Origin of the sequence: Methanolacinia petrolearia DSM 11571, assembly GCF_000147875.1 — an archaeon.
In the GTDB taxonomy this organism is placed as follows: Archaea; Halobacteriota; Methanomicrobia; order Methanomicrobiales; family Methanomicrobiaceae; genus Methanolacinia; species Methanolacinia petrolearia.
Window position 1 is genome coordinate 1,944,738 of sequence record NC_014507.1, and the last position, 22,208, is coordinate 1,966,945.

Annotated in this window: 18 protein-coding genes; 11 read left to right on the forward strand and 7 right to left on the reverse strand. The window is 47.6% G+C overall.

The genetic code is table 11. From position 1 onward, the window contains the following. Positions 1 to 49: 49 nt before the first annotated feature. The 9 genes from MPET_RS09740 to MPET_RS09780 are packed head-to-tail and all read left to right on the forward strand — an operon-like array spanning position 50 to position 11,644. On the forward strand, positions 50 to 916 hold the full coding sequence (locus tag MPET_RS09740) for a malate dehydrogenase (RefSeq protein ID WP_013329856.1): 867 nt from the start codon (positions 50 to 52) through the stop codon (positions 914 to 916). Position 917: 1 nt separating this feature from the next. Then, positions 918 to 3,320: a DNA-directed DNA polymerase gene (locus MPET_RS09745; RefSeq protein WP_013329857.1), complete on the forward strand. Its 2,403-nt coding sequence runs from the start codon at positions 918 to 920 to the stop codon at positions 3,318 to 3,320. Between the two features lie 27 nt (positions 3,321 to 3,347). After that, on the forward strand, positions 3,348 to 4,349 hold the full coding sequence (locus tag MPET_RS09750) for an asparagine synthase C-terminal domain-containing protein (protein ID WP_013329858.1): 1,002 nt from the start codon (positions 3,348 to 3,350) through the stop codon (positions 4,347 to 4,349). A gap of 11 nt (positions 4,350 to 4,360) precedes the next feature. Further along, the gene (gene gatC / locus MPET_RS09755) at positions 4,361 to 4,630 is read left to right on the forward strand and encodes an Asp-tRNA(Asn)/Glu-tRNA(Gln) amidotransferase subunit GatC (protein WP_013329859.1); all 270 of its coding nucleotides are present in this window, start codon (positions 4,361 to 4,363) and stop codon (positions 4,628 to 4,630) included. Then, positions 4,630 to 5,934, forward strand: a complete 1,305-nt coding sequence (gene gatA / locus MPET_RS09760; protein ID WP_013329860.1) for an Asp-tRNA(Asn)/Glu-tRNA(Gln) amidotransferase subunit GatA — start codon at positions 4,630 to 4,632, stop codon at positions 5,932 to 5,934. The genes gatC and gatA overlap by 1 nt, the downstream gene beginning before the upstream one ends. 1 nt (position 5,935) lies before the next feature. Then, complete coding sequence (gene gatB / locus MPET_RS09765) at positions 5,936 to 7,393, forward strand: Asp-tRNA(Asn)/Glu-tRNA(Gln) amidotransferase subunit GatB (protein WP_013329861.1); 1,458 nt, start codon at positions 5,936 to 5,938, stop codon at positions 7,391 to 7,393. Between the two features lie 7 nt (positions 7,394 to 7,400). Further along, positions 7,401 to 10,199: a DNA topoisomerase I gene (locus MPET_RS09770; RefSeq protein ID WP_013329862.1), complete on the forward strand. Its 2,799-nt coding sequence runs from the start codon at positions 7,401 to 7,403 to the stop codon at positions 10,197 to 10,199. Positions 10,200 to 10,211: 12 nt separating this feature from the next. After that, positions 10,212 to 10,901 carry a phosphoglycerol geranylgeranyltransferase gene (locus MPET_RS09775; RefSeq protein ID WP_013329863.1) on the forward strand — a complete coding sequence of 230 codons (690 nt, stop codon included), beginning with the start codon at positions 10,212 to 10,214 and terminating at the stop codon, positions 10,899 to 10,901. After that, a complete protein-coding gene (locus MPET_RS09780) occupies positions 10,901 to 11,644 on the forward strand; it encodes an RNA methyltransferase (RefSeq protein ID WP_013329864.1) in 744 nt (247 codons plus the stop codon). Before MPET_RS09775 ends, MPET_RS09780 begins: the two co-directional genes overlap by 1 nt. 151 nt (positions 11,645 to 11,795) lie before the next feature. Here MPET_RS09780 and MPET_RS09785 read toward each other — a convergent pair whose 3' ends face one another. The 7 genes from MPET_RS09785 to MPET_RS09815 all read right to left on the reverse strand — a co-directional run bounded on the left by MPET_RS09785 (position 11,796) and on the right by MPET_RS09815 (position 20,587). Then, positions 11,796 to 13,043: an outer membrane protein assembly factor BamB family protein gene (locus tag MPET_RS09785; RefSeq protein WP_013329865.1), complete on the reverse strand. Its 1,248-nt coding sequence runs from the start codon at positions 13,041 to 13,043 to the stop codon at positions 11,796 to 11,798. Between the two features lie 19 nt (positions 13,044 to 13,062). After that, the gene (locus tag MPET_RS09790) at positions 13,063 to 14,436 is read right to left on the reverse strand and encodes a TolB family protein (RefSeq protein ID WP_013329866.1); all 1,374 of its coding nucleotides are present in this window, start codon (positions 14,434 to 14,436) and stop codon (positions 13,063 to 13,065) included. Positions 14,437 to 14,466: 30 nt separating this feature from the next. Further along, on the reverse strand, positions 14,467 to 15,060 hold the full coding sequence (locus MPET_RS09795; RefSeq protein WP_013329867.1) for a hypothetical protein: 594 nt from the start codon (positions 15,058 to 15,060) through the stop codon (positions 14,467 to 14,469). A gap of 133 nt (positions 15,061 to 15,193) precedes the next feature. Continuing rightward, positions 15,194 to 16,216, reverse strand: a complete 1,023-nt coding sequence (locus tag MPET_RS09800; protein ID WP_225353810.1) for a WD40 repeat domain-containing protein — start codon at positions 16,214 to 16,216, stop codon at positions 15,194 to 15,196. 210 nt (positions 16,217 to 16,426) lie between these two features. Continuing rightward, a complete protein-coding gene (locus MPET_RS09805; RefSeq protein WP_013329869.1) occupies positions 16,427 to 17,770 on the reverse strand; it encodes a TolB family protein in 1,344 nt (447 codons plus the stop codon). Between the two features lie 27 nt (positions 17,771 to 17,797). Continuing rightward, on the reverse strand, positions 17,798 to 19,528 hold the full coding sequence (locus MPET_RS09810) for a hypothetical protein (protein WP_013329870.1): 1,731 nt from the start codon (positions 19,526 to 19,528) through the stop codon (positions 17,798 to 17,800). Beyond that, on the reverse strand, positions 19,529 to 20,587 hold the full coding sequence (locus MPET_RS09815; protein WP_013329871.1) for a hypothetical protein: 1,059 nt from the start codon (positions 20,585 to 20,587) through the stop codon (positions 19,529 to 19,531). It abuts the gene before it with no gap. A 117-nt stretch (positions 20,588 to 20,704) separates the two neighbouring features. On the opposite strand from MPET_RS09815, the gene MPET_RS09820 reads away from it, so the two are divergent. Next, complete coding sequence (locus MPET_RS09820) at positions 20,705 to 21,433, forward strand: radical SAM protein (RefSeq protein WP_013329872.1); 729 nt, start codon at positions 20,705 to 20,707, stop codon at positions 21,431 to 21,433. 218 nt (positions 21,434 to 21,651) lie between these two features. Next, the gene (gene dcd, locus MPET_RS09825) at positions 21,652 to 22,203 is read left to right on the forward strand and encodes a dCTP deaminase (RefSeq protein ID WP_013329873.1); all 552 of its coding nucleotides are present in this window, start codon (positions 21,652 to 21,654) and stop codon (positions 22,201 to 22,203) included. Positions 22,204 to 22,208 lie beyond the last annotated feature (5 nt).

The following is a 22,208-nucleotide window of genomic DNA, read 5'->3' on the forward strand; positions in this document are numbered from 1 at the left end:
AATTAAATTGTAGCTATTATTATTTTAGCATAATCCAAACCATCTATGAATGACAGTCCTCTCGATACTGGGCGCAGGCAAGATCGGCGGCGAGGTTGCATTTCTATCCGCGGCCACCGGAATTGCCGGTGAAATAAATCTTTTCGACATAAACAAACCCCTCCTTGAGGCTCAGAAGCTTGATCTTCTCCATACCGGACTCGACATCACTATCGATACCGATCCTGAAAACATCCGCAACTCCGATATCATTCTCTTTGCCGCAGGAATGGCAAGGAATCCACAGATAAAGACCAGGGCAGATCTTCTCGACGTCAATATCCGCGTCGCGTCCGAGTGCATGAAATGCATAAGCGGTTTTGATGGGGTGTTCATTACCGTTACAAACCCGATGGACGCTCTAAATTATTATCTCTGCACAAAAGGCGGGATTGAAAGAGAGAAGTGCATCGGCTTCGGCGGACAGCTTGACACGGCAAGACTCCACCTGTTCCTGAAGGAGAAAGGAATTGCCCCCGACAATACCGCGCAGGCCCTGGGAGAGCACGGGGAGTTTCAGGTTCCTATCTTCTCGGGTCTTGAGGATGAAGTCCCGACCGACCTGCGCGAGGAGATCCTCATTAAGATGCGTGGAGCGAGTATGCCGGTCATCAAGGGAAAAGGCGGAACGGTATTCGGCCCGGCCCAGAATATAGTCGACCTTATCAGAATTATTTCACAGGATTTGCGCGAGACTGTTCCGTGCTCCTGTGCCCTCGACGGTGAATACGGGATCTCCTCCTGCTCGATAGGAGTCCCGGCAGTTATCGGACGCGAAGGCATACTACGGATCGAAGAAACAAATCTTGACGAATGGGAGACGAACAAGATGAAAGAAGCGGCAGAACACCTGAAGACACTCTGTGGGAGATTCTGAGATGGATCAGAAACAGGAGCAGGAACCATCACAGCCGGTCTCTGTCGCCATCAACCAGGTCGAATACTCGAATACTGCCGAAGGGTCGATCGTACATATCCTCGGCCGGGACGAGTCGGGGAAGGCTCACGAAATCAGGGTGAAAGGATTCAGGCCGTATTTTTATGCACCTGTCGGGCAGGTTGAAAAGGTCCCTACTCCGGATTCGGCCGAAGTCGACTTTACACACGAATACACCTCGATAAGAGGCGAAAAACTCCGAAGGATCTATACGAGGACTCCGGGAGATGTCAGAGATGTAAGGGACAGGTACACTCATTTCGAAGCCGACATCCTCTTCACCACGCGATTTACGATCGACTGCGGCATCACCGGCGGTATTACAGCACCTTCCGAATATGCGGATTATACAGATATCAGCCCATGTAGCCTGAGCGTCTCACCCCGTGTCTGCATGATGGATATCGAATGCGAGGACCTAAACGGCTTCCCAGATCCCAACCGCGACAGGATCAACTGCATCACATGCTGGGACTCATACGACGATCATTATACCACTTTCTTCTGGAAGAACGAGGATTCGCCGTTTAAAGGCAGCATCAAACCGTCGCTGGAGAATCATACGGTGCAGGAGTTTGATAGCGAGAAAGGACTCCTGATGGCACTGGTATCCTACATACGCGAAAAAGATCCCGATATAATGTCGGGCTGGAATTTCGTAGACTTCGATATCCCCTACACTCTCGGCAGGATGAAGAACCTGAACATTCACGAGGATGCACTTTCAAGACTCCCCGGCGTTTCTTCCAGAGCTCCCGTGAGAGGCAGGGCCATATTCGACCTTCTCACAGCATACAAAAAGATGCAGGGAGCAAGGAAAGAATCATACAGGCTCGACGCAATCGGGGAAGAAGAACTCGGCGAGGGAAAGATCAGGTACAGCGGGACGATATCAGAACTCTGGATCGAAGACCCGCAGACCCTTGTCGACTATAACCTGAAGGATGTCGAACTCTGCGTCGGGATAAACAAAAAGAACGATATTATCGAGTTCTACCAGGAGATTGCAAGATATGTCGGATGCCCGCTCGACAACACAATAAATTCCTCGAACATTGTCGATATATTCGTCCTTCGAAAGGCTCACGGGAAGTACGTGCTTCCGTCGAAGGGATTTGCAAATGCAGAGGAGTTCGAGGGTGCGACTGTATTCGACCCGTCGCTCGGGGTGAAAGAGAACGTCGTTGTCCTCGACCTGAAATCCCTCTACCCGATGTGTATGATGACGATCAACGCATCGCCGGAGACCAAAGATCCTAACGGCGAACTGCATGCCCCTAACGGGATCAGGTTCAGGAAAGAGCCCGACGGTCTCACGAGGAGCATAATCAGCGATCTGCTTGCCGAAAGGGACGAAAAGAAGGCACTCAGGAATAAATACGAATACGGATCCCCCGAGTACAAACTCTACGACATCCAGCAGAACGTCATGAAGGTAATAATGAACACCTACTACGGTGTCAGCGGATATGCAAGGTTCAGGCTGTACGACAGGGAGATCGGGTCAGCCGTAACATCGGTCGGACGGGCGATAATCGAGCATACGCGAAATGTCATCGAGAAGATGGGATTCACCGTCCTCTACGGGGATACCGACAGCTGCATGATCCAGCTTCCTCCACTCGACAGGGGAGAGACCATCAACACCGCACGTGAGATCGAAGCGGAGCTCAACTCAAGTTACTCCACCTTTGCAAAGGAAGTGCTCGGGGCCGAGAAGCACTACTTCTCGATAAAATTCGAAAAGATCTACAAGCGGTTCTTTCAGGCAGGACGCAAGAAGAGATACGCGGGACACCTTGTCTGGAAAGAGGGACAGGATATTGACAAGATAGACATCGTCGGATTCGAGATGAAGAGAAGCGACTCCTCCCACATGACCAAAGTGGTCCAGCTCCACGTGATGGAGCTGATCCTGAAGGGATCCGAGATCTCAGAACTCAAGGCATATCTCAAAGAGATAATCACCGGGTACAGGAAAGGAAGATATTCACTCGATGACATCGGCGTTCCGGGAGGGATCGGCAAGGCCCTCGATGCATATGAAACCAAGGACGCCCAGGTCCGCGGTGCGATGTATTCTAATAAATATCTCGGGACTGATTTCAAGAGAGGCAGCAAACCGAAGCGTGTCTACGTCAAAAATGTCACATCGAAGTATCCCAAGACGGATGTAATATGTTTCGAGTATGCCGACCAGGTGCCCCCTGAATTCATAGTGGACTACGAGACCATGCTTGAAAAGAGCATCAAGCAGCCTATATCGAGAATTATAGAGGCTATAGGGCTGAAGTGGGATGATATCGACCCGTCGAGAACGACGCTCTTCGATTTCGGAATGTAGAGGCAACGATAAAATCAGGATTATATTATGAGCATTAAGATTACGGGATGGATGGAGCACGGGGGAAAGATCCTCTCGAACGAAGAGATCATGAACGTGACCAGGGGAGACTCACCTCTTCTTTGCAGTTGTGGCGGCGAATTTTACCTTGAATGGGACGACTGCCGGGCGAGGGATCATCTCGGCATCATTCCCGGAGATTGTCCGCCGGGAAAGATCGTGTGCAACGGAAAGGATGTCTGCAGCATCTGCCCGGAGATCCCGGATCTCAGTCTTGACGATGCAATAATACAGTCCATCCGGCTCAGGAGCGATGAAGGCGTTGTGGCCTTCTCGGGCGGTGTAGATTCTGCGCTTGTCGCGGCGATCTCCGGAAGGCCGGCAGTAACTGTAGGCATCAGCGGCTGCCACGACATCATTCATTCGAAAGAGGTTGCAGAGCTGGCAGGACTGAAATCTCATACGATCTGTGAGATTGAACCCGACGAGATAGAACCGGTGTTGAAAAAGGTTCTCAGGGTAATCCCGAGGAAGACACCGCTCGACGCATCGATCGCGGCCACGCTCTTCTTTGTTGCAAGGTGGGCGTCCGAAAACGGGCATAAGAGAGTACTTGCAGGGCAGGGTGCCGATGAACTGTTCGGCGGCTACGCCCGCTATCTCGAGCCCGGCGATCCTGCCGAAAAGCTGAAAACGGATTTCGAAAGCCTCGCTGTTCAGTCCAAACGAGATCAGGCGGTTGCCTCGATTCACGGTACATATGTCTCGTGCCCGTACCTTGACATGAGAGTGGTGCGCGCTTCAAAGGCACTACCACCAGGCGGAATGGTCCGTGATGGTATCCGAAAATACCCCCTGAGAGCGGTCGCAGCATCGCATATGCCCGAAGAAGCAGCCTTTTACAGCAAGAAAGCGATGCAATACGGGAGCGGAGTGTGGAAAGAAATCCAGAGACTTGCACGTAAAAACGGTTATAAAAATTCGGTGCAACGGTACATAGATCAATTGATTAATCAAATTAATCCCTGAGGGTTCATTAAATGGTCACAAAGGAAGAAGTTGAAAAAATAGCGCAACTGGCTGACATTACAATAGATAAAGAAAAATTGAGCGGCTTTACCGGTCAGTTCAATAATATACTGGAATACTTTGACATACTTGACAGTGTCGGGATGGATGAGATGGAAGAGTCTGATCTCTATAATGTGCTGAGGGAAGATGTCGTGACGCCTCCGCTCACACAGGAGGAGGCGCTTGAAAATGCCGGCGAGACCGAGGAAGGATTCATCGTGGCGCCAAAGGTGATGTAATGCCGGATATTTTTGAAATTACATGCGAAGATAAGAACAACGCCTTTATAACCCTCCTCAAATCCGCGGAATACGAAAAGGGCGGGATTCTCTCCGGGATACCCGTCGCCGTCAAGGACAACATATCTACAAAGGGAATCGAGACTACAGCCGGCTCGAAGATTCTTCAGGGATATATCCCGCCATACGATGCACACGTTGTCGCGATGTTGAAAAAAGAGGGCGCAGCGATCGTGGGCAAGACGAACATGGATGAATTCGGAATGGGAACGACCACCGAAAATTCGGCATTCGGCCCCACCACAAACCCCTGCGATCCGACAAGAGTGCCGGGAGGATCGTCAGGCGGAAGTGCCGCGGCCATCGCCTCGGGGATGGTTCCGATGGCTCTCGGCAGCGATACGGGAGGATCGATCAGGTGCCCTGCCTCGTTCTGCGGAATCGTAGGACTAAAGCCGACATACGGAAGAGTCTCCCGTTACGGCCTGATCGCATACTCGAATTCTCTCGAACAGATCGGCCCGATGGCAAAGGACGTTAGCGGAGTCTCAACCCTGATGAAGATAATCTCCGTCCCGGACGAATTCGATTCGACCGCATACCACAACCAGTATAACCACGATCCCGATCCTGAGAGCATCAAAGGAAAGAAGATCGGAATACCCTCGGAATATTTTGGTGAGGGCGTGGACGAGAGAGTCGCTGAAAAAATACGGGATGCCATTGGTGTCCTCGAAGAGCTCGGGGCCGAGACCGTGGAGTGCAGCATTCCCAGCATGAGCTACGCACTTGCGGCATACTATGTCACGTGCACGAGCGAGGCATCGTCGAATCTCTCAAGGTTTGACGGGATAAGATTCGGCCCGAAGGTTGATGCAAAGCGTCGCTGGCATGAAGAGTTCAGGGACTTCAGGGGCGAATACTTCGGCGAAGAGGTAATCAGGAGGATCATGCTCGGAACCTTCGCCCTCTCTGCCGGATATTACGGGAAGTATTATGCAAAAGCACAGGTTGCAAAGCAGAACGTAAGAAAAGACTTCCTCAGGGTCTTAAAGGAAGTCGACGTGCTCGCAGGGCCGACCATGCCGAATATCGCCTATAAGCTTGGCGAAAAGAGCGATCCCCTGGAGATGTACCTGAGCGACATCCTGACCGTTCCCGCAAACCTTGCAGGAGTTCCGGCGATATCGGTTCCGTGCGGAAAGGTGGAGAATATGCCGGTCGGCCTCCAGATCATCGGAAAGCACTTCGACGACGAGACGGTGATTGACACCGCAGCAGCATACGAACAGGAGGCAGCGTAAAATGAGCGAAACGGGCGAACAGAAAATCGACGTGAACAAACTCAAAGTCATCATCGGACTTGAGATTCACTGCCAGCTCAATACTAAGACCAAGCTGTTCTGCGGATGCTCGACCGATTACAGGGACAGCGAACCCAATTCCCATGTATGCCCGATATGCCTGGGCCTTCCCGGAGCGCTGCCCAAACTCAACAGGCAGGCTGTAATATACGCCCTAAAGGTTGCCAAGGCGCTCAACCTCGAGATCCCTGAATACTCGGAATTTTCAAGGAAGAACTACTTCTATCCGGACCTCCCGAAGGGCTACCAGATCAGCCAGTACGACAAGCCGGTCGCGATCAACGGCATTCTCTCGGTGGACGACGACGAAGGGCACGAGAAAAATATCCGCATCAGGAGGATACACCTCGAAGAGGATCCCGGGAGACTTGTCCATAAAACCAGCAGGGATCGTGCGGGATATTCGCTCGTCGATTACAACCGTTCTTCCATTCCGCTGATCGAGATCGTCACCGAACCCGATCTTTCATCTCCGAAGGAGGCACGCCGCTTCCTGAACAAACTCAGGACGACGCTCGAATACCTCGAAGTCTTTGACGGAGAAAAGGAAGGATCCATCAGGGTCGATGCGAACATCTCGCTCGAAGGACACAACAGGGTTGAATGCAAGAACATCTCATCTTACAAAGGTGTTGAAAAGGCGCTCACCTTCGAGATAACAAGACAGAGGAACATGATCCGCAGGGGCCAGGAGATCCTGATGGAGACCCGTCACTTCATGGAGGCACGAGGAATCACCCAGGGATCGAGATCAAAAGAGGAGGAGAACGATTACCGCTACTTCCCCGAACCAGATCTCAGGCCCCTTAAGGTCAGTGAATGGGCCGACGACATCGAGCTTCCCGAACTGCCGGACGCACGCCGCGAGCGGTTCATGAAAACATACGGGATCTCGCTCAACCACTCGAAGACCCTTACAGGAGATCTCAAAGTCGCCGACTTCTATGAGAAGATCGCAACATGCGACCCGGTTCTTACTGCGACCCTTGTCGCAGACACGCTTCTCGGGGAGCTTTACTACAGGGACATGAAGATAACTGATGTGCCTCCCGACTGCTTCAAAGATCTCGTTGTCCTGCTGAAAGACAACGAGATTACAGACAGGGTCTCGGTGGATATCCTCCGCATGATCCTTGACGGGATAAAGGAAGGAAAAGAGCCGGAGATGCCTTCGGATATGGTGCACCGCCTGGGCCTGTCAAAAGGTGGCGATGATGAATTCGGGGATATCATCGCAAAAGTCATCGAAGCCAACCCGCAGGCTGTGGACGATTTCAAATCAGGCAACACAAACGCAGTCAACTTCCTTGTAGGCCAGGTAATGAAAGAGACAAGAGGCCGGGCCGATCCCAAGGCGATTGCACCGAAAATCATAAAGCATATCGGGGATATGGAGTAGAATTCAGATGCACCTTATCATTGCGGAAAAGAACATCGCTGCACAAAGAATCGCAGGGATACTGGCTGAAAACAAGAAACCGTCCGTAAAGCGCGAAGAAGGTGTAAACACATACTCTTTTGACGACAAGGTTGCAATCGGTCTCAGGGGTCATGTTGTCGAGATCGATTTTGAGCCGGGCTACAGCAACTGGCGAAGCGAAACTCATACGCCAAAAAGCCTGATAGATGCCGGAACGATCAAGAAGCCGACAGAGAAACGGATTGTTCAGCTGATCAAAAGACTTGCAAAAAAAGCGGATCACGTAATCATTGCAACCGATTTTGACAGGGAAGGAGAGCTCATCGGCAAAGAAGCCTACGAGATCGTTCGTGCGGCGAATAAAACGGTCCCGATAAAGAGAGCGAGATTCAGCGCCATTACAAAACAGGAGATCACGAGCGCCTTCGCAAATCCCGCCGAACTCGATTTCAACCTCGCGGAGGCAGGAGAGGCGAGGCAGGTAGTTGATCTGATCTGGGGTGCATCGCTCACGCGTTTCATCAGCCTTGCGGCAAAAAGGGGCGGAAATAATATCCTAAGTGTCGGCAGGGTCCAGAGCCCGACGCTTGCGATGATCGTCGACCGCGAAAAAGAGATCGAAGCCTTTGTTCCCGAGCCTTACTGGATGATCAGTCTCGATTCCGAGACGGAAGAAGAAAAGTTCGAGGCCAGGCACACAGAAGGCAAATTCTGGGATAAAGAATCAGCGGAAAGATCCCTGAAGGGTACAAAAGAGCCTCTAACTGTCATTGATATAAAAGAAGGTACAAGAGCGGATCACGCCCCGACACCGTTCGATACAACCGCATACATCGTAGCCGCATCAAGGCTCGGACTTTCTGCTTCCAACGCGATGAGGATCGCAGAAGAGCTCTACATGAACGGTTATATCTCCTATCCGAGGACCGACAATACAATCTACCCGTCATCCCTCGATCTAAAGGGAATCCTTACCGAACTTAAGAAATCTCCTTTCAAGCGTGAGGTTGAATGGGTCTCAGCAAATATGCGTCCTAGCCCGACACGCGGTAAGAAGTCGAGCACTGACCACCCGCCGATCCACCCGACCGCAGCCGCAAGCAAAGGCGATATGGACGAGACAGCGTGGAAGGTATACGAACTTGTCGTAAGGCGCTTCCTCGCGACGTTGTCCCCCGATGCGAGATGGAAGACTCTCAAGTACACCTTCGACGCAGGCGGCGAACCATATGCATCTACCGGACAGAGGCTGGACTACGAAGGCTACAGGATCGTCTATACATACAGCCAGGCAAAGGAGCAGGCACTGCCCGTACTTGCCGCAGGTGAAAAACTGCCGATCCTCGACATAAGGCTGGAGGAGAAGGAGACGCTTCCGCCGCCGAGGTACTCCCAGAGCAAACTGATCCAGGTCATGGAAGAGCTGGGCCTGGGAACAAAATCGACACGCCATGACGTGATAGGAAAACTCTTTTCACGCCGCTATGTCGAAGGAAATCCGCTTAAACCCACTCTTGTCGGGAGGGCGGTGACCGAGTCCCTCGAAGATCATGCAGGTCTTATAACAAAGCCGGATATGACCAGAACTCTCGAAGAGCATATGGAGGAGATCAAGAAGAGCATTCTCTCCAAGGATTCGGTCGTGCAGGAATCGCGGGAGATGCTCCACGAAATATTCGAGTCACTCGAAGCAAATCAGGAAGATATTGGTTCTGAGATCATGGACAAGACTGCCGAGGAGAGGGTCGTCGGGAAATGCCCGGTATGCGGTAAAAGTCTCATGATCCGGACGACCAAAGGGATGGCACAGTTCATCGGGTGCACCGGATACCCGGACTGCAGTTTCAATATCGGGCTCCCCTCCGGTCAGTGGGGCAAGGCGATCCGTGACAACAAGATCTGTGAGATACACGGAATGAATCACATCAGGCTAGTCAGGAAAGGTTCGCCACCGTGGGATCTCGGCTGTCCCCTGTGCAATCATATCAGCTCCAATCTTGAAACCCTGAATATGATCCCTTCGATATCCAAAGATCTGATCTCGAATCTGCACTCACATAATATCTACACGGTATACGAGATCGCAAACGAAAATCCTGAAAAGTTATCGAAAGTTACCGGAATTTCAAAGGAGGACTCTGAAAAACTTATCCGGGAGGCAGACGAAGTCCTTGAACTACTCAGGAAGAGATCGGAGCTGAAAAAATTCGTCAGGAAAATCATTCCCCCGAAGAGAGGAAGAAGCCATGCAAAAGTACTCAACATGTTCTTTGATGCAGGGATCGTGGACATGGAATCACTGGCCCGTGCGGACAAGAAGACGCTTGAGAAGATGAAGCTCTCCGCAGAAGAGGCGGAATCCCTGAGCCACGAGGCAAGGCTGGTATATAACAAGGCCCTCCTGAAAGAGTACGGCGTCCCTGCAGTGAGCCTGAAAAAATACTTTGATGCGGGATTTGTCACGCCCGAAGACTTCTGTTATATCCACCCGGCATATCTGAGTGCTAAAACCGGCCTGAACATTGATACAGTTTACAAGCACGCCGCAATTGTGTGCGAAGCAACAGGTGTCAGGCTACCGGAGAAGGTATCGAAAAAAGAGCTTGAATCGGGCAGGATCGAGCTTCTCTCAATAGAAGGCCTCGGCGAGGCTATGCTCGAAAAACTGTATATGGCCGGCATCGTCAGCAGGAAAAAATTATGCAGTGCAGACCCTGAACAGATCTCAAAATTAACAGGCATTCCATCTGAAAAGATAACTTATTTTCAGGAAGAATGCAAATAAAATAGTGATTTCATGAACAGCAACTGGCGTGAATGGCGACATATTACAAAACTCGACCCTGACAAATCGATCAGGCCCGGCGAGGTCGAGGCTATAGCAACAAGCGGTACCGATGCCCTGATGCTTTCAGGAACTCTGAATGTTACTAAGGAGAACGTAACCGAACTAAGGGAGCAGGTAAAAGAGTACGGTCTTCCGCTCGTCGTCGAACCTGCCGATCCTTCCGGAGTCATCTTCGATGACATCCACGGTCTCTTCGTTCCAAGCGTCCTGAACACCCCCGAACCGGTATGGATTGTAGGAAAACACGAGTACTGGGTCAAAAATACAAAAAATATCCCCTGGGATCTGGTCGTTCCTGAAGCATATATCGTTCTTAATCCCAATTCATCTGTGGGCAGGGTAACAAGAGCGGTCTGTAATCTGCCTGCCGAGGATGTCGCCGCCTTCGCCACGGTTGCAGACAGGTACTTCAAATTCCCCATAGTTTATATCGAGTATTCGGGAACCTTCGGGAATCCTGAGATCGTGAAAGCCGCATCGGAGGCTGTCGAAGATGCCCTGCTGTATTACGGTGGCGGCATCAACTCAAAGGAAAAAGCCGCCGAGATGGCAAAGTACGCTGACACGATAGTCGTCGGAAACGCAGTATATGACAACGGTGCGACTGTACTCAGGGAAACCGTCCGTGCTGTAAAATAATGCCCGAGATCGAGATCGTCCTCTGCGAACCTCTCTACGAGGGGAATATCGGCTTCGCTGCCAGGGTAATGAAGAACTTCGGGTTTTACAACCTGACCCTGATCAACCCCCCGGATATCGGAGATGAGGCAAGGGCAAGGTCTTCACATGCAAGAGATGTCCTTGAAAATGCAAGGCACGTCACATCTCTTGACGAAGTGATAGAAGAGTCGAACATTCTCGTTGCAACGACCGGCGGCCTTTCAAAGACCGTCACCCATGCGATGAGGATGCCCTACTACGAGCCCTCCGAACTTCGCGACATGATAAAGGATATCGAAGGGCGGGTCTCGATAATATTCGGAAGGGAGAACTGGGGGCTCTCCAACGAAGAGATAATGAAGTGCGATATAATATGCACGATTCCCACCTCGCCGGAATATCCTATTGTAAATATCTCGCACGCAGTCGGGGTGATCGTCTACGAACTTGCAAATATTCCACGGGGGACGTACCCGATGGCGTCCCGAATCGAAGTAGATGCCTTCTACGATCATCTCGACCGCTTCCTCGATACAATTAACCACCCGGACTACAAACGTGAAAACACTCTCACGATGATGAGAAGGATCTTCGGGAGGACGAACCTGACTATCCGCGAGGTATCGACCATGCACGGCATCCTCCGGAGAACGGAGCAGTTGATCCTCGGGGACGAGTTTGAAAAAACTGAAAATGATAAGAAGACGAGCGGCGGGGATTAGGATTCATACATAGCCGAAAATGGATTTCTCTTTATTATATGCTTTAATTTCACCGAAAACCCCCTTTGTACATGAAGAATTTAATAATCGAAATAAAAGTAAAAAAACTTAAGAAGACAATTCAGGTAGAGAAAGAAGATACACCATTCACCTAAACTGCCGTATCCCTGTTGCAGAGGTCGTCCCTGCCGAAGAAATAAAGAACTCCTCCTTCACTTATGGCTGAGATATAAGAGCCATCTTCACTCACCTCGACGTCAGTAACTCCACCTATAGTGGTATAATTTCCGATCAGATCTCCTGAACCGTTCAGGCAGTATATCTCAGAATTATTTGACCCTGCCACGATCAGATCTCCGGATGAATCTGTTTTGATACTCCTGATAATGCTCTCCGTACCATAAGTCCAGAGAAGAGAACCGGTCCGGTTGAAGAAAAAGATCGTACCATCGTCTGAGACCGAGACTATACTGGAACCGTCAGAAGTAATATCTGTTACGCAGAACGGTCTTTCTCCTTTGTATCTCCAGAGACGGGTCCCGTTATTGCTGAACATGTAGACATAGCGATCCAGTGAACCAGCGGCAAGGTAGGTGCCGTCATCACTAAGGGCAACGTACTGGCCGGGATTGGTGTATCTGTACCTGTAAGTATAACCAGCATCGATTGGTCCATAAGTTGTATAATCCAGGATCTTAGCCCCGTTGTTGGAGAAAAGATATACCTTATTATAATCTGTTCCGGCAGCGACATATTCGCCGTCAGGAGTTATATCAACGCTTGTTACTTCAAATGAAGATTTATATGCATTTTCCATCCACAGAAGCGAACCGTTTACTGAAAAGAACATTATTTTTGCAATTCCTGATGGGTTATGCTCCGTCCCTGCAACGATATACCGCCCGTCAGAGCTTATTTTTATACTACTTACTGGTCCACCTGTCGTATAGTTCCAGAGAAACATACCATTTTCATCAAAGCAGCTGACGACTCCGTGATCCTGATTACCTACAATCATAGACGAACCGGCAACCGTTATTCCACCAGAACTTACATCGATACATTCTATGGCCTCAATAGTGCTGAAATTCTGGACTGTGCCTTCACTCACGTTGAAAGAATACATCTGGCTGGAGCCCGATACAACAACAATTTCCCCGCTATCACTCATTGCAAGATAGGTGAGATGAAATAATTGCAGGTTGTTAGACTGCATTTGCAGGCCTTTAAACTGCCACGGAGGAGTGAGATAGTTTGACGAAGATACATTGTCAACAGGTTTTTCTTCTGTCCCACCGTTTGAAGTATGAGTCAGGATTGTAAAGACCAAAAAAATGACGATGACGATTAAGAGATTCGTGAATAGTATCCTTCCTTTCAATGTCTTTTTTAATTTCATCTGTTTTCATCACCGCCTTTTACGCACAAGCACAGGCACCAACCACGAGAATCGCCGGCAAGTTCTCAAACAGGGTAGTATTTATCGGAGACCCGGTCATATTACCGAGATCAAGAATTCCAATGCGTGACGCAGTCATCCAGTACCGCCAGTAAGTACGATGATTAGGCCATCCGACTATTTCATAGCCCAATGCCGGCTCAGTGCAATCGGTGATATTTAAGGATTCTGAATAGATGATTTTTTCACTTCCCGGCAGTTGTGTGACGAATCTTACTGACCCGTTCATTGTCAGCCGGGTCAGTTCATTTCCGGATTCATCTGCTTTCCAGATATCTCCCTGATCGGTAAATATGAAACCATCGACAGCGTCGCTCCATTGCAATGAAGTATACCTTGAGGAGTAATTGTAATCATACATAGGTACCTCGGTTTCGCCGGCAGGACCAATAATAAGGAGATGATTTTCATACGGATGATAGGTAAAATTTGATATATATGCGAACCGATTTGAAGACGGTTTCCAGGCGAATTCCGAAATTCTGTAGGAATTACTTATGTTAACCGGGATACGGCTGATCACGGAGCCGTCAATGCCGACATCAACCAAAAGGAACTGACCAGATCCCCCTTCAAGATCTTCCCCGGAGATAAAAGAAATACTCTCTCCGTCATCACTCCACCGGATAGTGTCCTCCAGTCCTGCCTTACGAATACTACAGAGTATATTGCGGTACGTTTCGAACCCGTTCAAATTAGGAAGGGTATAGATCTGACTGCTACTGGAATTATCCACAGAAATGATGTTTACCGTGATATTTTCTTCATTATACAATATATACGCCAGGAAACGCCCGTCCGGACTCCATGCAGCCGCCCAGGCATCCGAACTGTTTACAAGCAGATATTCATCGTTCGTATCAACTGAGACCATCCAGATTCCTTCATTTGAATAACGAAAACCATCCATAGGAGTTCCGGATTTTTCAAGTCCTTTGATTGCTATCGCATCACCCTTCGGACTCCATAATGGAACTCCAAAGATGTTGAGATTAGATATTTGATGCTTGCCGGAACCGTCGCTTTTCATAAGGAACAAATGCGGATCATCTTCTGCACATCCCAGACACGAATAGCTACAGCTGCACGGCTCTTTCCATTCCATGCATGAAAGTGCAATCTCAGTCCCGTCAGGACTTCCAACGGCATAATTGCACGATTCCCCGCAGAAGGTTAAATTTGAGATCTCATATGGTGATGATAACTGAGGCTGAACGGGAGAGAGGGTAAAGTTGGATTCAGCTACGGCCGGCACCAGAATAAATATTGAAATGAACAATATGGCTACCAGTCCGCGTATATGACCGTTCCTTAGAATCTTAATATTAAACATTTTATCATCTTTTTGTACGACATCCCGTCATTATAAACTGAAATTTTTTTCATATGCTTCATATTTAAAGGGAGAGCCCCTGCTGCTGAGGTACTCCATATAATTGCTCCTGATCTTCGTTTTGTTAAGATCTATATCTTCAGGAAGAGAGTACCACCTTTCGACTGTAACCCCGTACAGGGGAGAACTTAAATCATCCACGTCAGAATCGTCATATGCAGGTGTAATGACAATTTTTGACGGATAGATCTCCTCATTTTCATACAGAAGACTGATATTGGCCGCATCAAATGCATACCAATTAAATGGCGCAAGACCGCAATACTTGTTTAATGGAACAGTGTTGTAGATTGTACTCGAGGTAATGAGTGTGTTGTCTACAACTCTTCTCGTTGAGTCTTCGTATATCGGTGAAAAGTAGGGCATCGTAAAACAAGAAAAGTCTACCTGCTGGCATTCTTTCCCTGTTTCATGAGGAGGAATATAAATGAGAACTTCAGTTTTTGGGCTGCAATTCGATTGCTCGGCAGGCTGATCCCAGGAACAGATAATGTACGTGCAGGCGTTTGTAGCAATCAGCAGGATAACAACCAGAAGAAAAAATACATTCTTTTCCATTTTCATCACTTCTCCCTTCCAGATAGATCACCAGACCTGTACACCTGAATCATCCACCTGCCACAATTATATTATTTACAGGAAACAACGTTCCTTCCATTGACTCATTTAATATTTCAGATGGAAAAACACCATTCATCTAAACCACCATACTCCCATTGCATAGATCGTCCCTGCCGAAGAAATAAAGAACTCCTCCTTCACTTATGGCTGAGATATAAGAGCCATCTTCACTCACCTCGACGTCAGTAACTCCACCTATAGTGGTATAATTTCCGATCAGATCTCCTGAACCGTTCAGGCAGTATATCTCAGAATTATTTGACCCTGCCACGATCAGATCTCCGGATGAATCTGTTTTGATACTCCTGATAATGCTCTCCGTACCATAAGTCCAGAGAAGAGAACCGGTCCGGTTGAAGAAAAAGATCGTACCATCGTCTGAGACCGAGACTATACTGGAACCGTCAGAAGTAATATCTGTTACGCAGAACGGTCTTTCTCCTTTGTATCTCCAGAGACGGGTCCCGTTATTGCTGAACATGTAGACATAGCGATCCAGTGAACCAGCGGCAAGGTAGGTGCCGTCATCGCTAAGGGCAACATATTGACCGGGATTGATATCTCTATACCTGTAAGTATAACCGGTATCGATTGGTCCGTAAGTTGTATAATCCAGGATCTCAGTCCCGTTGTTGGAGAAAAGATATACCTTGTTATAATCTGTTCCGGCAGCGACATATTCGCCGTCAGGAGTTATATCAACGCTTGTTACTTCAAATGAAGTTTTATATGCATTTTCCATCCACAGAAGCGAACCGTTTACTGAAAAAAATATTATTTTTGCAATTCCTGAGGGGTTATGCTCCGTCCCCGCAACAATATATCGGCCGTCAGAGCTTATTTTTATACTACTTACCGTTCCGCCTGTCGTATAGTTCCAGAGAAGCTTACCGTTTTCGTCAAAGCAGCTGACGACTCCGTGATCCTGATTATCTACAATAATAGACGAACCGGCAACAGTTATTCCGCCGAAACTTACATCGATACATTCTATTCGTGGCTGCAGATCACTTAAATTTTGAACAGTTCCTTCATTCACGTTAAAGGAATACATCAGGCGGGAGCCTGATACAATAACAATTTCCCCGTTATCGCTCATTGCAAGATAAGCCGGGTAAAATACTTGAGGGCTAAACTGCCAAGGAGGAGTAAGATTATTGGTCGAAGATATATTGCCAACAGATTTCTCTTCAGTCTCAACCTTTGAAGTATGACCCAGAATTGTAAAGACAAGAAAAATGGCAATGATGATTAAGAGAACTGCGAATATTGTCTTTATTCTTATTAACTCTCTCAATTTCATCAATTTTCATCGCCTTTTATGCCCAATCACAACCAACACCCCCGTCGCAAGAATCACTGCCAGAATATCAAATATCGGAGAAGGAATTGAGGATTCAACCGGTTTATCAAGATCCATAACCCCGATGCGAGACGCAGTTGTCCAGTTCTGCCAAATCTTCTCCTGCTGCGGCCAACCGATACCGAAGTAGCCTAATTGCGGTTCGCAATCGGTTACTTTTTCATTCTCATTAAAGACGATGCAACTACCATTCGGCTGCCATGAAAAGGATCTAATCGAGCCGTTCATTGTCAACCTGGTGACATCAGTGCCGTCAGGGTTAATCACCCAGATATCACCGTGATAAGAATAGCCAAGGCGGGTTCCGTCAGGATTCCATGATAATAAAGTATGATAGCCTTCTTTTGTCAGAGGAATATCGGTTCCCTCTATAGGATCAACAATCCTAACCAGATTTGTATTGTTAAACGACGTGTTTGTCAGGTAAGCAAAAATATCAGAGCAAGGATTCCAGGCAACCATCGAAACCCGGTAATCCGAATCTGTTACAACTGGAATTTCATTGACCTGCCCTGTTTCGACATTGACCCTGACGAGCAGATATTGCCCATATGAAGTTCGGTTTTCCTGTGACAAAAATACGACCTCTTTGCCGTCTTCCGTCCATTTGATTGACTGTTGGATCCACTGCGGATCGGAAACCTGATTCAGTTCACGGCTAAGAGAAGTACTTAGATTGAATATTTTCAGCACATAGGCATTCTGCTCATAATTGCAAGTACCGTCTACGTTTTTTTCCAGACATATGCCTTTAACCTTGGAAAGATATGCAATATTCGAACCGTCAGGACTCCAGGAATATGACAACACAGAATCATTAAAAAGAAATTGCTGATTCGATCCGTCCTTTGCAACCAGCCAATAACCCTTGTTTTCAGGATTTTGAAAAGAGTCGGTGTATTCGCCTCCAAGAATAAGAAGATGGGTCCCTTGTGGATTCCAGGAAGGAACTGACAGAACCGTTAGATTGCTCAATATTCTCCTGTCTGAACCATCACTGTTCATAATATTAAGCAGAGCTGGTCCTTCGACACACCCCTCCCACAAACTCGTACAGTTACATGGTTCTTTCCATTTTCTGCATACAAACGCGATTTCACATCCGTCGAGACTCCATCCAGGAGAATTGCATGATTCTCCAGTATTTGTCATAATAGAGTAGTTGTACACTGATGTGAAAAGAGGTTCATCAGGGGAGAGGGTGAAATCCGTTGCTGCAGATACTGTTACAGCAAGAAGCCCAAACGAGACAATTATCAACGCCTTAATGCATGATTTTGATCTGTCCATTTAAGATTTCACCATGTCAATCAATAATTATTGAATTATACCGAAATTTAACACAAATTCTTCTTCTCCGGGAGAACCAGGTACTTCCCGTCGTGTCCATTGAATACGGGCACCAAATTGTCCCTGTTGCGGATTACGCGAGTTTGGTTCCAGTGGATTATCATCTGATGAATATCTTAATTTCAGGCAAATATTGGGTCTATAATAATCCTCAATTTCACCAGGTCCTATAGCCCGGACTCTTGTTAATACAATCTCATTGCCAGACATATCTGCCAAAGGAAAAGGCAACTCCCCATTTTCATCATAAGTCCATTGAATTTCCGACTGGAAATCGATATTAACTATCAATTCGCCTGAAGTAACGGGCAGTTTCCTGATACATCTCCAGACTCCCTGATCATCAGTTGCACAGGCTTTTAACACAGAACGGTCTCTCAAGTCAAGCCGCATTGTATGTACTAGATCACATGTCAATTTCATACAGCCATACTGTGCTATGCCGTCAGGGTCAATCCAGCATGGATCAGGAGGGTCCTCCGGTTCATTGCACCGACTGCCACCGTCACTATCCCACATATATGCTGTTGATGCGATAAACTTGTGAATTGAATCTTCCGAAAAATCACGCTGGAAAAAAATTGCACCTTTTTTCTGGTCATGATCCTCATAGAGATAAGCATGACTCGGTATGAGGAGTTTATAATCTCCCTCATCTGAAAAGGAGGATTCGTCATGAAAAGGCAGATCGTTCATTCTTGCCTCGAATTCATAACCCAATATTACATATTTTTTCGATTGCAAATCATCATAGTATCTTGCTTCAAACTCAATCGCAGCCTGATCAATACCTATAATCAATGTCCATTGCCATGTGACAGGATCCGACGTCACTCCGTCACTTTTAGCGATAATTGATACAGTGTGCTCTCCAAGATGTGAAGCATCTTTCATATATGCGATAAAATCAGGACTTTGCTCAAAGGTTACATTTGTATCACCCTGAATTGCTTCTTTTGTATCTACAGTATCATCATCCACTTTCAGTTCCAGCAGTGCAGGCAGGTTGGCCTGAACAGTTATGACAGGTGGATCATTATTCATTCTGGATGAAACAAGAGAATCCGTCAAGGGATTGATTTTATTTACCACCAGATTTTCAAAGATCTCCCAGGACCATGTAAAGGAATCGCTCCCGATTGAATTAACCGCAGATACAACTACGGTATGCATCCCTCCGGAATAACTAAAGAAATTACATTCCCACGTTGCGCTTTCCACAGCACGAAACCTTCTCTTTTCCTGCCCGTCAATCGTGAAAATAATTGTTGCAGGGTGATCGATTGTTACATCAAAGGTCCTTATATTCGATCCACCAAGTACATCGGAGATGCTATCCTGCTCAGGGCTTTTACTAATAATATGAGGCGGCACTGTTATGGGGTTTTGTGTGATAACCTCAGAAACTACTCTTTCTGTAGATCCATTATCGTTTTCAGCAACAATACGAATTTCATGAGGAGTCGGATCATCAGGATCGGGATCAACAACATCCGAATTAAATAGCCATGAAAAATGTGTTACAAGTTGTTCTGTTACAAACGCCACTGCGCCATCAAAAAACACTCTAATTATTGATGCTTCGTCAACAAAAATCTCAAACTGCCGTGCAAAAAAACTCTCTAGGGTATCTAGAATACAGTCTTCCTCAGGCTCCATCGAAGTTATAACCGGAGGATACACAACTGGTCCGCACATCTACTCCACCTCCAGCAGACCTTCGCCAATCAGGTATTGCGGGAGAATCCAACCGTTGCAGAACAGAATATTTCCGTCCCGCCATACAGGCTCCCTGTCGGGGATGGGCCTGAATGTGGTGAATTTACGGTTATACCCGGATAATGAATCGTCTGCATCTTTCGTTCCCTTGTTCCTGATAATATTATTCAGGTTCCCGATGAAGGAATCAAAATCCGTATCGACCCTGAGGTCGGGATCTTTTCTCACGACATCCTCGTATACTCCCGGCTGGTAGCAGATCACCGGATGGCTCTCCGGCCGGTCACGGAACTTCAATTTGTCCTGGAGGGAATCGCCTATGACTGCGATATCATAGCTCTCCTTCCTATACCTCATCATGAACTTCGCGTACTGGGAACTGTACCATCGCATATGCGGGAATATATCCCAGTACTCATCCGGGAAAGCACCGACCGTAATGAGCCTCTTGTCGCTGACCGGAAAAGTATATTTAGGATCGATCTCATCATAGACCAGCGCGCCGGTGTTGTGGACATAACCGCCGCTGTCAAGGAACGGACTGCCCAATTTCTCCATCGCCCCGATAACAACCCTCTGTACATTCCTGTCAAGGAAATAGTCCCGGAAATCAGATGGTCTGCATTCACCCTTTCCATCCTCTGGAATCCAGTTGTTCTCGTAGTATTTGAGGATGTAATCGTCCCATGAACCGAGATGCTCCGAAGAGATCACCTCGTTTACATTCTCAAAGAGCTGGAGGTATGCAATATCCGCCGGTGATTTGCCGAGAGTTATCTCCATCAGGTAGATATCGAACCCTGCCGGAACCCATCTTTCGAATTCCGCTTTGCTAGCCGCCGCTTCAAGAGGAATGGAATAATGGTAGATATTCTTCTTGATATAGGACTTGAAATCATTCTGCCCTTTGTTTGCCTGAAGGCATGCTACTTTGTAACCCTTGCTGCTGAAATGGTTGTACAGTTCGAGTATCATTTTCGTCTTTCCCTGTCCGGGGACCGAAGAAAATACGTAAATCTTTGGAAGTGTTGCTGTCATTTTGCCCCACCATAGTTTATAATAAATGATAAAAACGTAATATAAGTTATTACTTTTGTTAGGGATGTTAACTTAACAAGGCACACGGAATACACAAATGACACATGATGGTGAAAGATGAATAACCCGGATAACAGGATACCTCCGATCCTCCAGGTCGAACCCTCGACAGATTGCAACCTCGACTGCCCTTTCTGTCTCAGAAAAAAATACTCGCAGAAAGGAGAGAACATGACCTTTGAAATATTTAAAGAAGCCGTCGATAAGCATGGCTTCAGGTACCTCTCTCTTCACGGATGGGGGGAACCTCTTATGAACCCATATCTCATCGATATGAGAAAATACGGTTCAGGAAAAGGGATCTCAGTCAATTTCACGACTAACGCAACACTCATTAAAGAAAATACAGATAAACTGCTCGACTCGGGACTGGAAATTGTTGCGTTCAGCCTCCCCGATATATCCATGTTCAACCCGGAAATCAGGCATAACATAGAACATTTCATAACATGCAGAAACCGCAGGAAACCGGATTATCCAAAAACATATATCAATGTCGCTCTGATGGAGAGGAACTTCGACACCGTAAAGAAGGTTCTCTCCATTTCAAAGGAGCTTGATGTCGATGCCGTAAACTTCGAAAGGTCGTACCCGTGGAGACCGGAATACACCGAAAAAGAAGAGATGATATTTAAGAGTATAATAAATTCTGCGGAAAAATTAGAATGCAGGGCAGTCGTTCCCCTGCCGCACACCCTCCCCTGCAGGCTCTTCAATACGACACTCTTCATGAGATGGAACGGTGACGTGACGCCGTGCTGCTACAGGCCGGATCACGTACTGTGAAACATAATGAAAGATGATTTTGAGAACATAATATCAAGACGAGAAAATTTCCGGAGAAATATGACCGAAGATCCTGTGTGTATCTCGTGCGGTATTTAAAGTTAGCACTTCCTCCCCGCGTTTAATCACATCATCAAAAAACATCCGCCAATAAAATTTTCTCCTTTTCCCCTGACCCCGGATACTTCTATTATCATATAGAAACAAAATTATTCCAGATGATTCTCGTTGACTGGCAGCTGCAGGACTGGATTCGGAGAGGGTTCATCAAAATCGAGCCCTTCGACAATGCATATATCCAGCCGAACTCGGTGGACATCAGGCTGGGAAACCATTTTGTATGGTACGATGAGTGTGATGAGGTTATCGATCCCTATGACAGGGAGAGCATAGAGTCACATTACCAGGAAAAACATGCAGACTATATCGATATCCCGCCGGGAATGTTCCTCCTCGCCGAAACACTCGAAACAATAACCCTTCCCGAAGATGTCGTCGCAACCATCGAAGGGAAGAGCAGCATCGCAAGACTCGGCATCACCCTCCACCAGACCGGAGGATGGATCGATGCAGGATTCTCGGGATCCATCACGCTTGAGATCTGCAATGCAAACCAGCGCCCCGTAAGACTTCACGCGGGAATGCCCATCGGACAGCTGGTCTTCTACACGACCGAAAAGGCGGAAAAACCCTACGGTGCAAAAGGCGATGCAAAGTACCTTAACCAGAAGAATGCAACCCTTTCGAGATATCACCAGAACAAACACTGAACGAT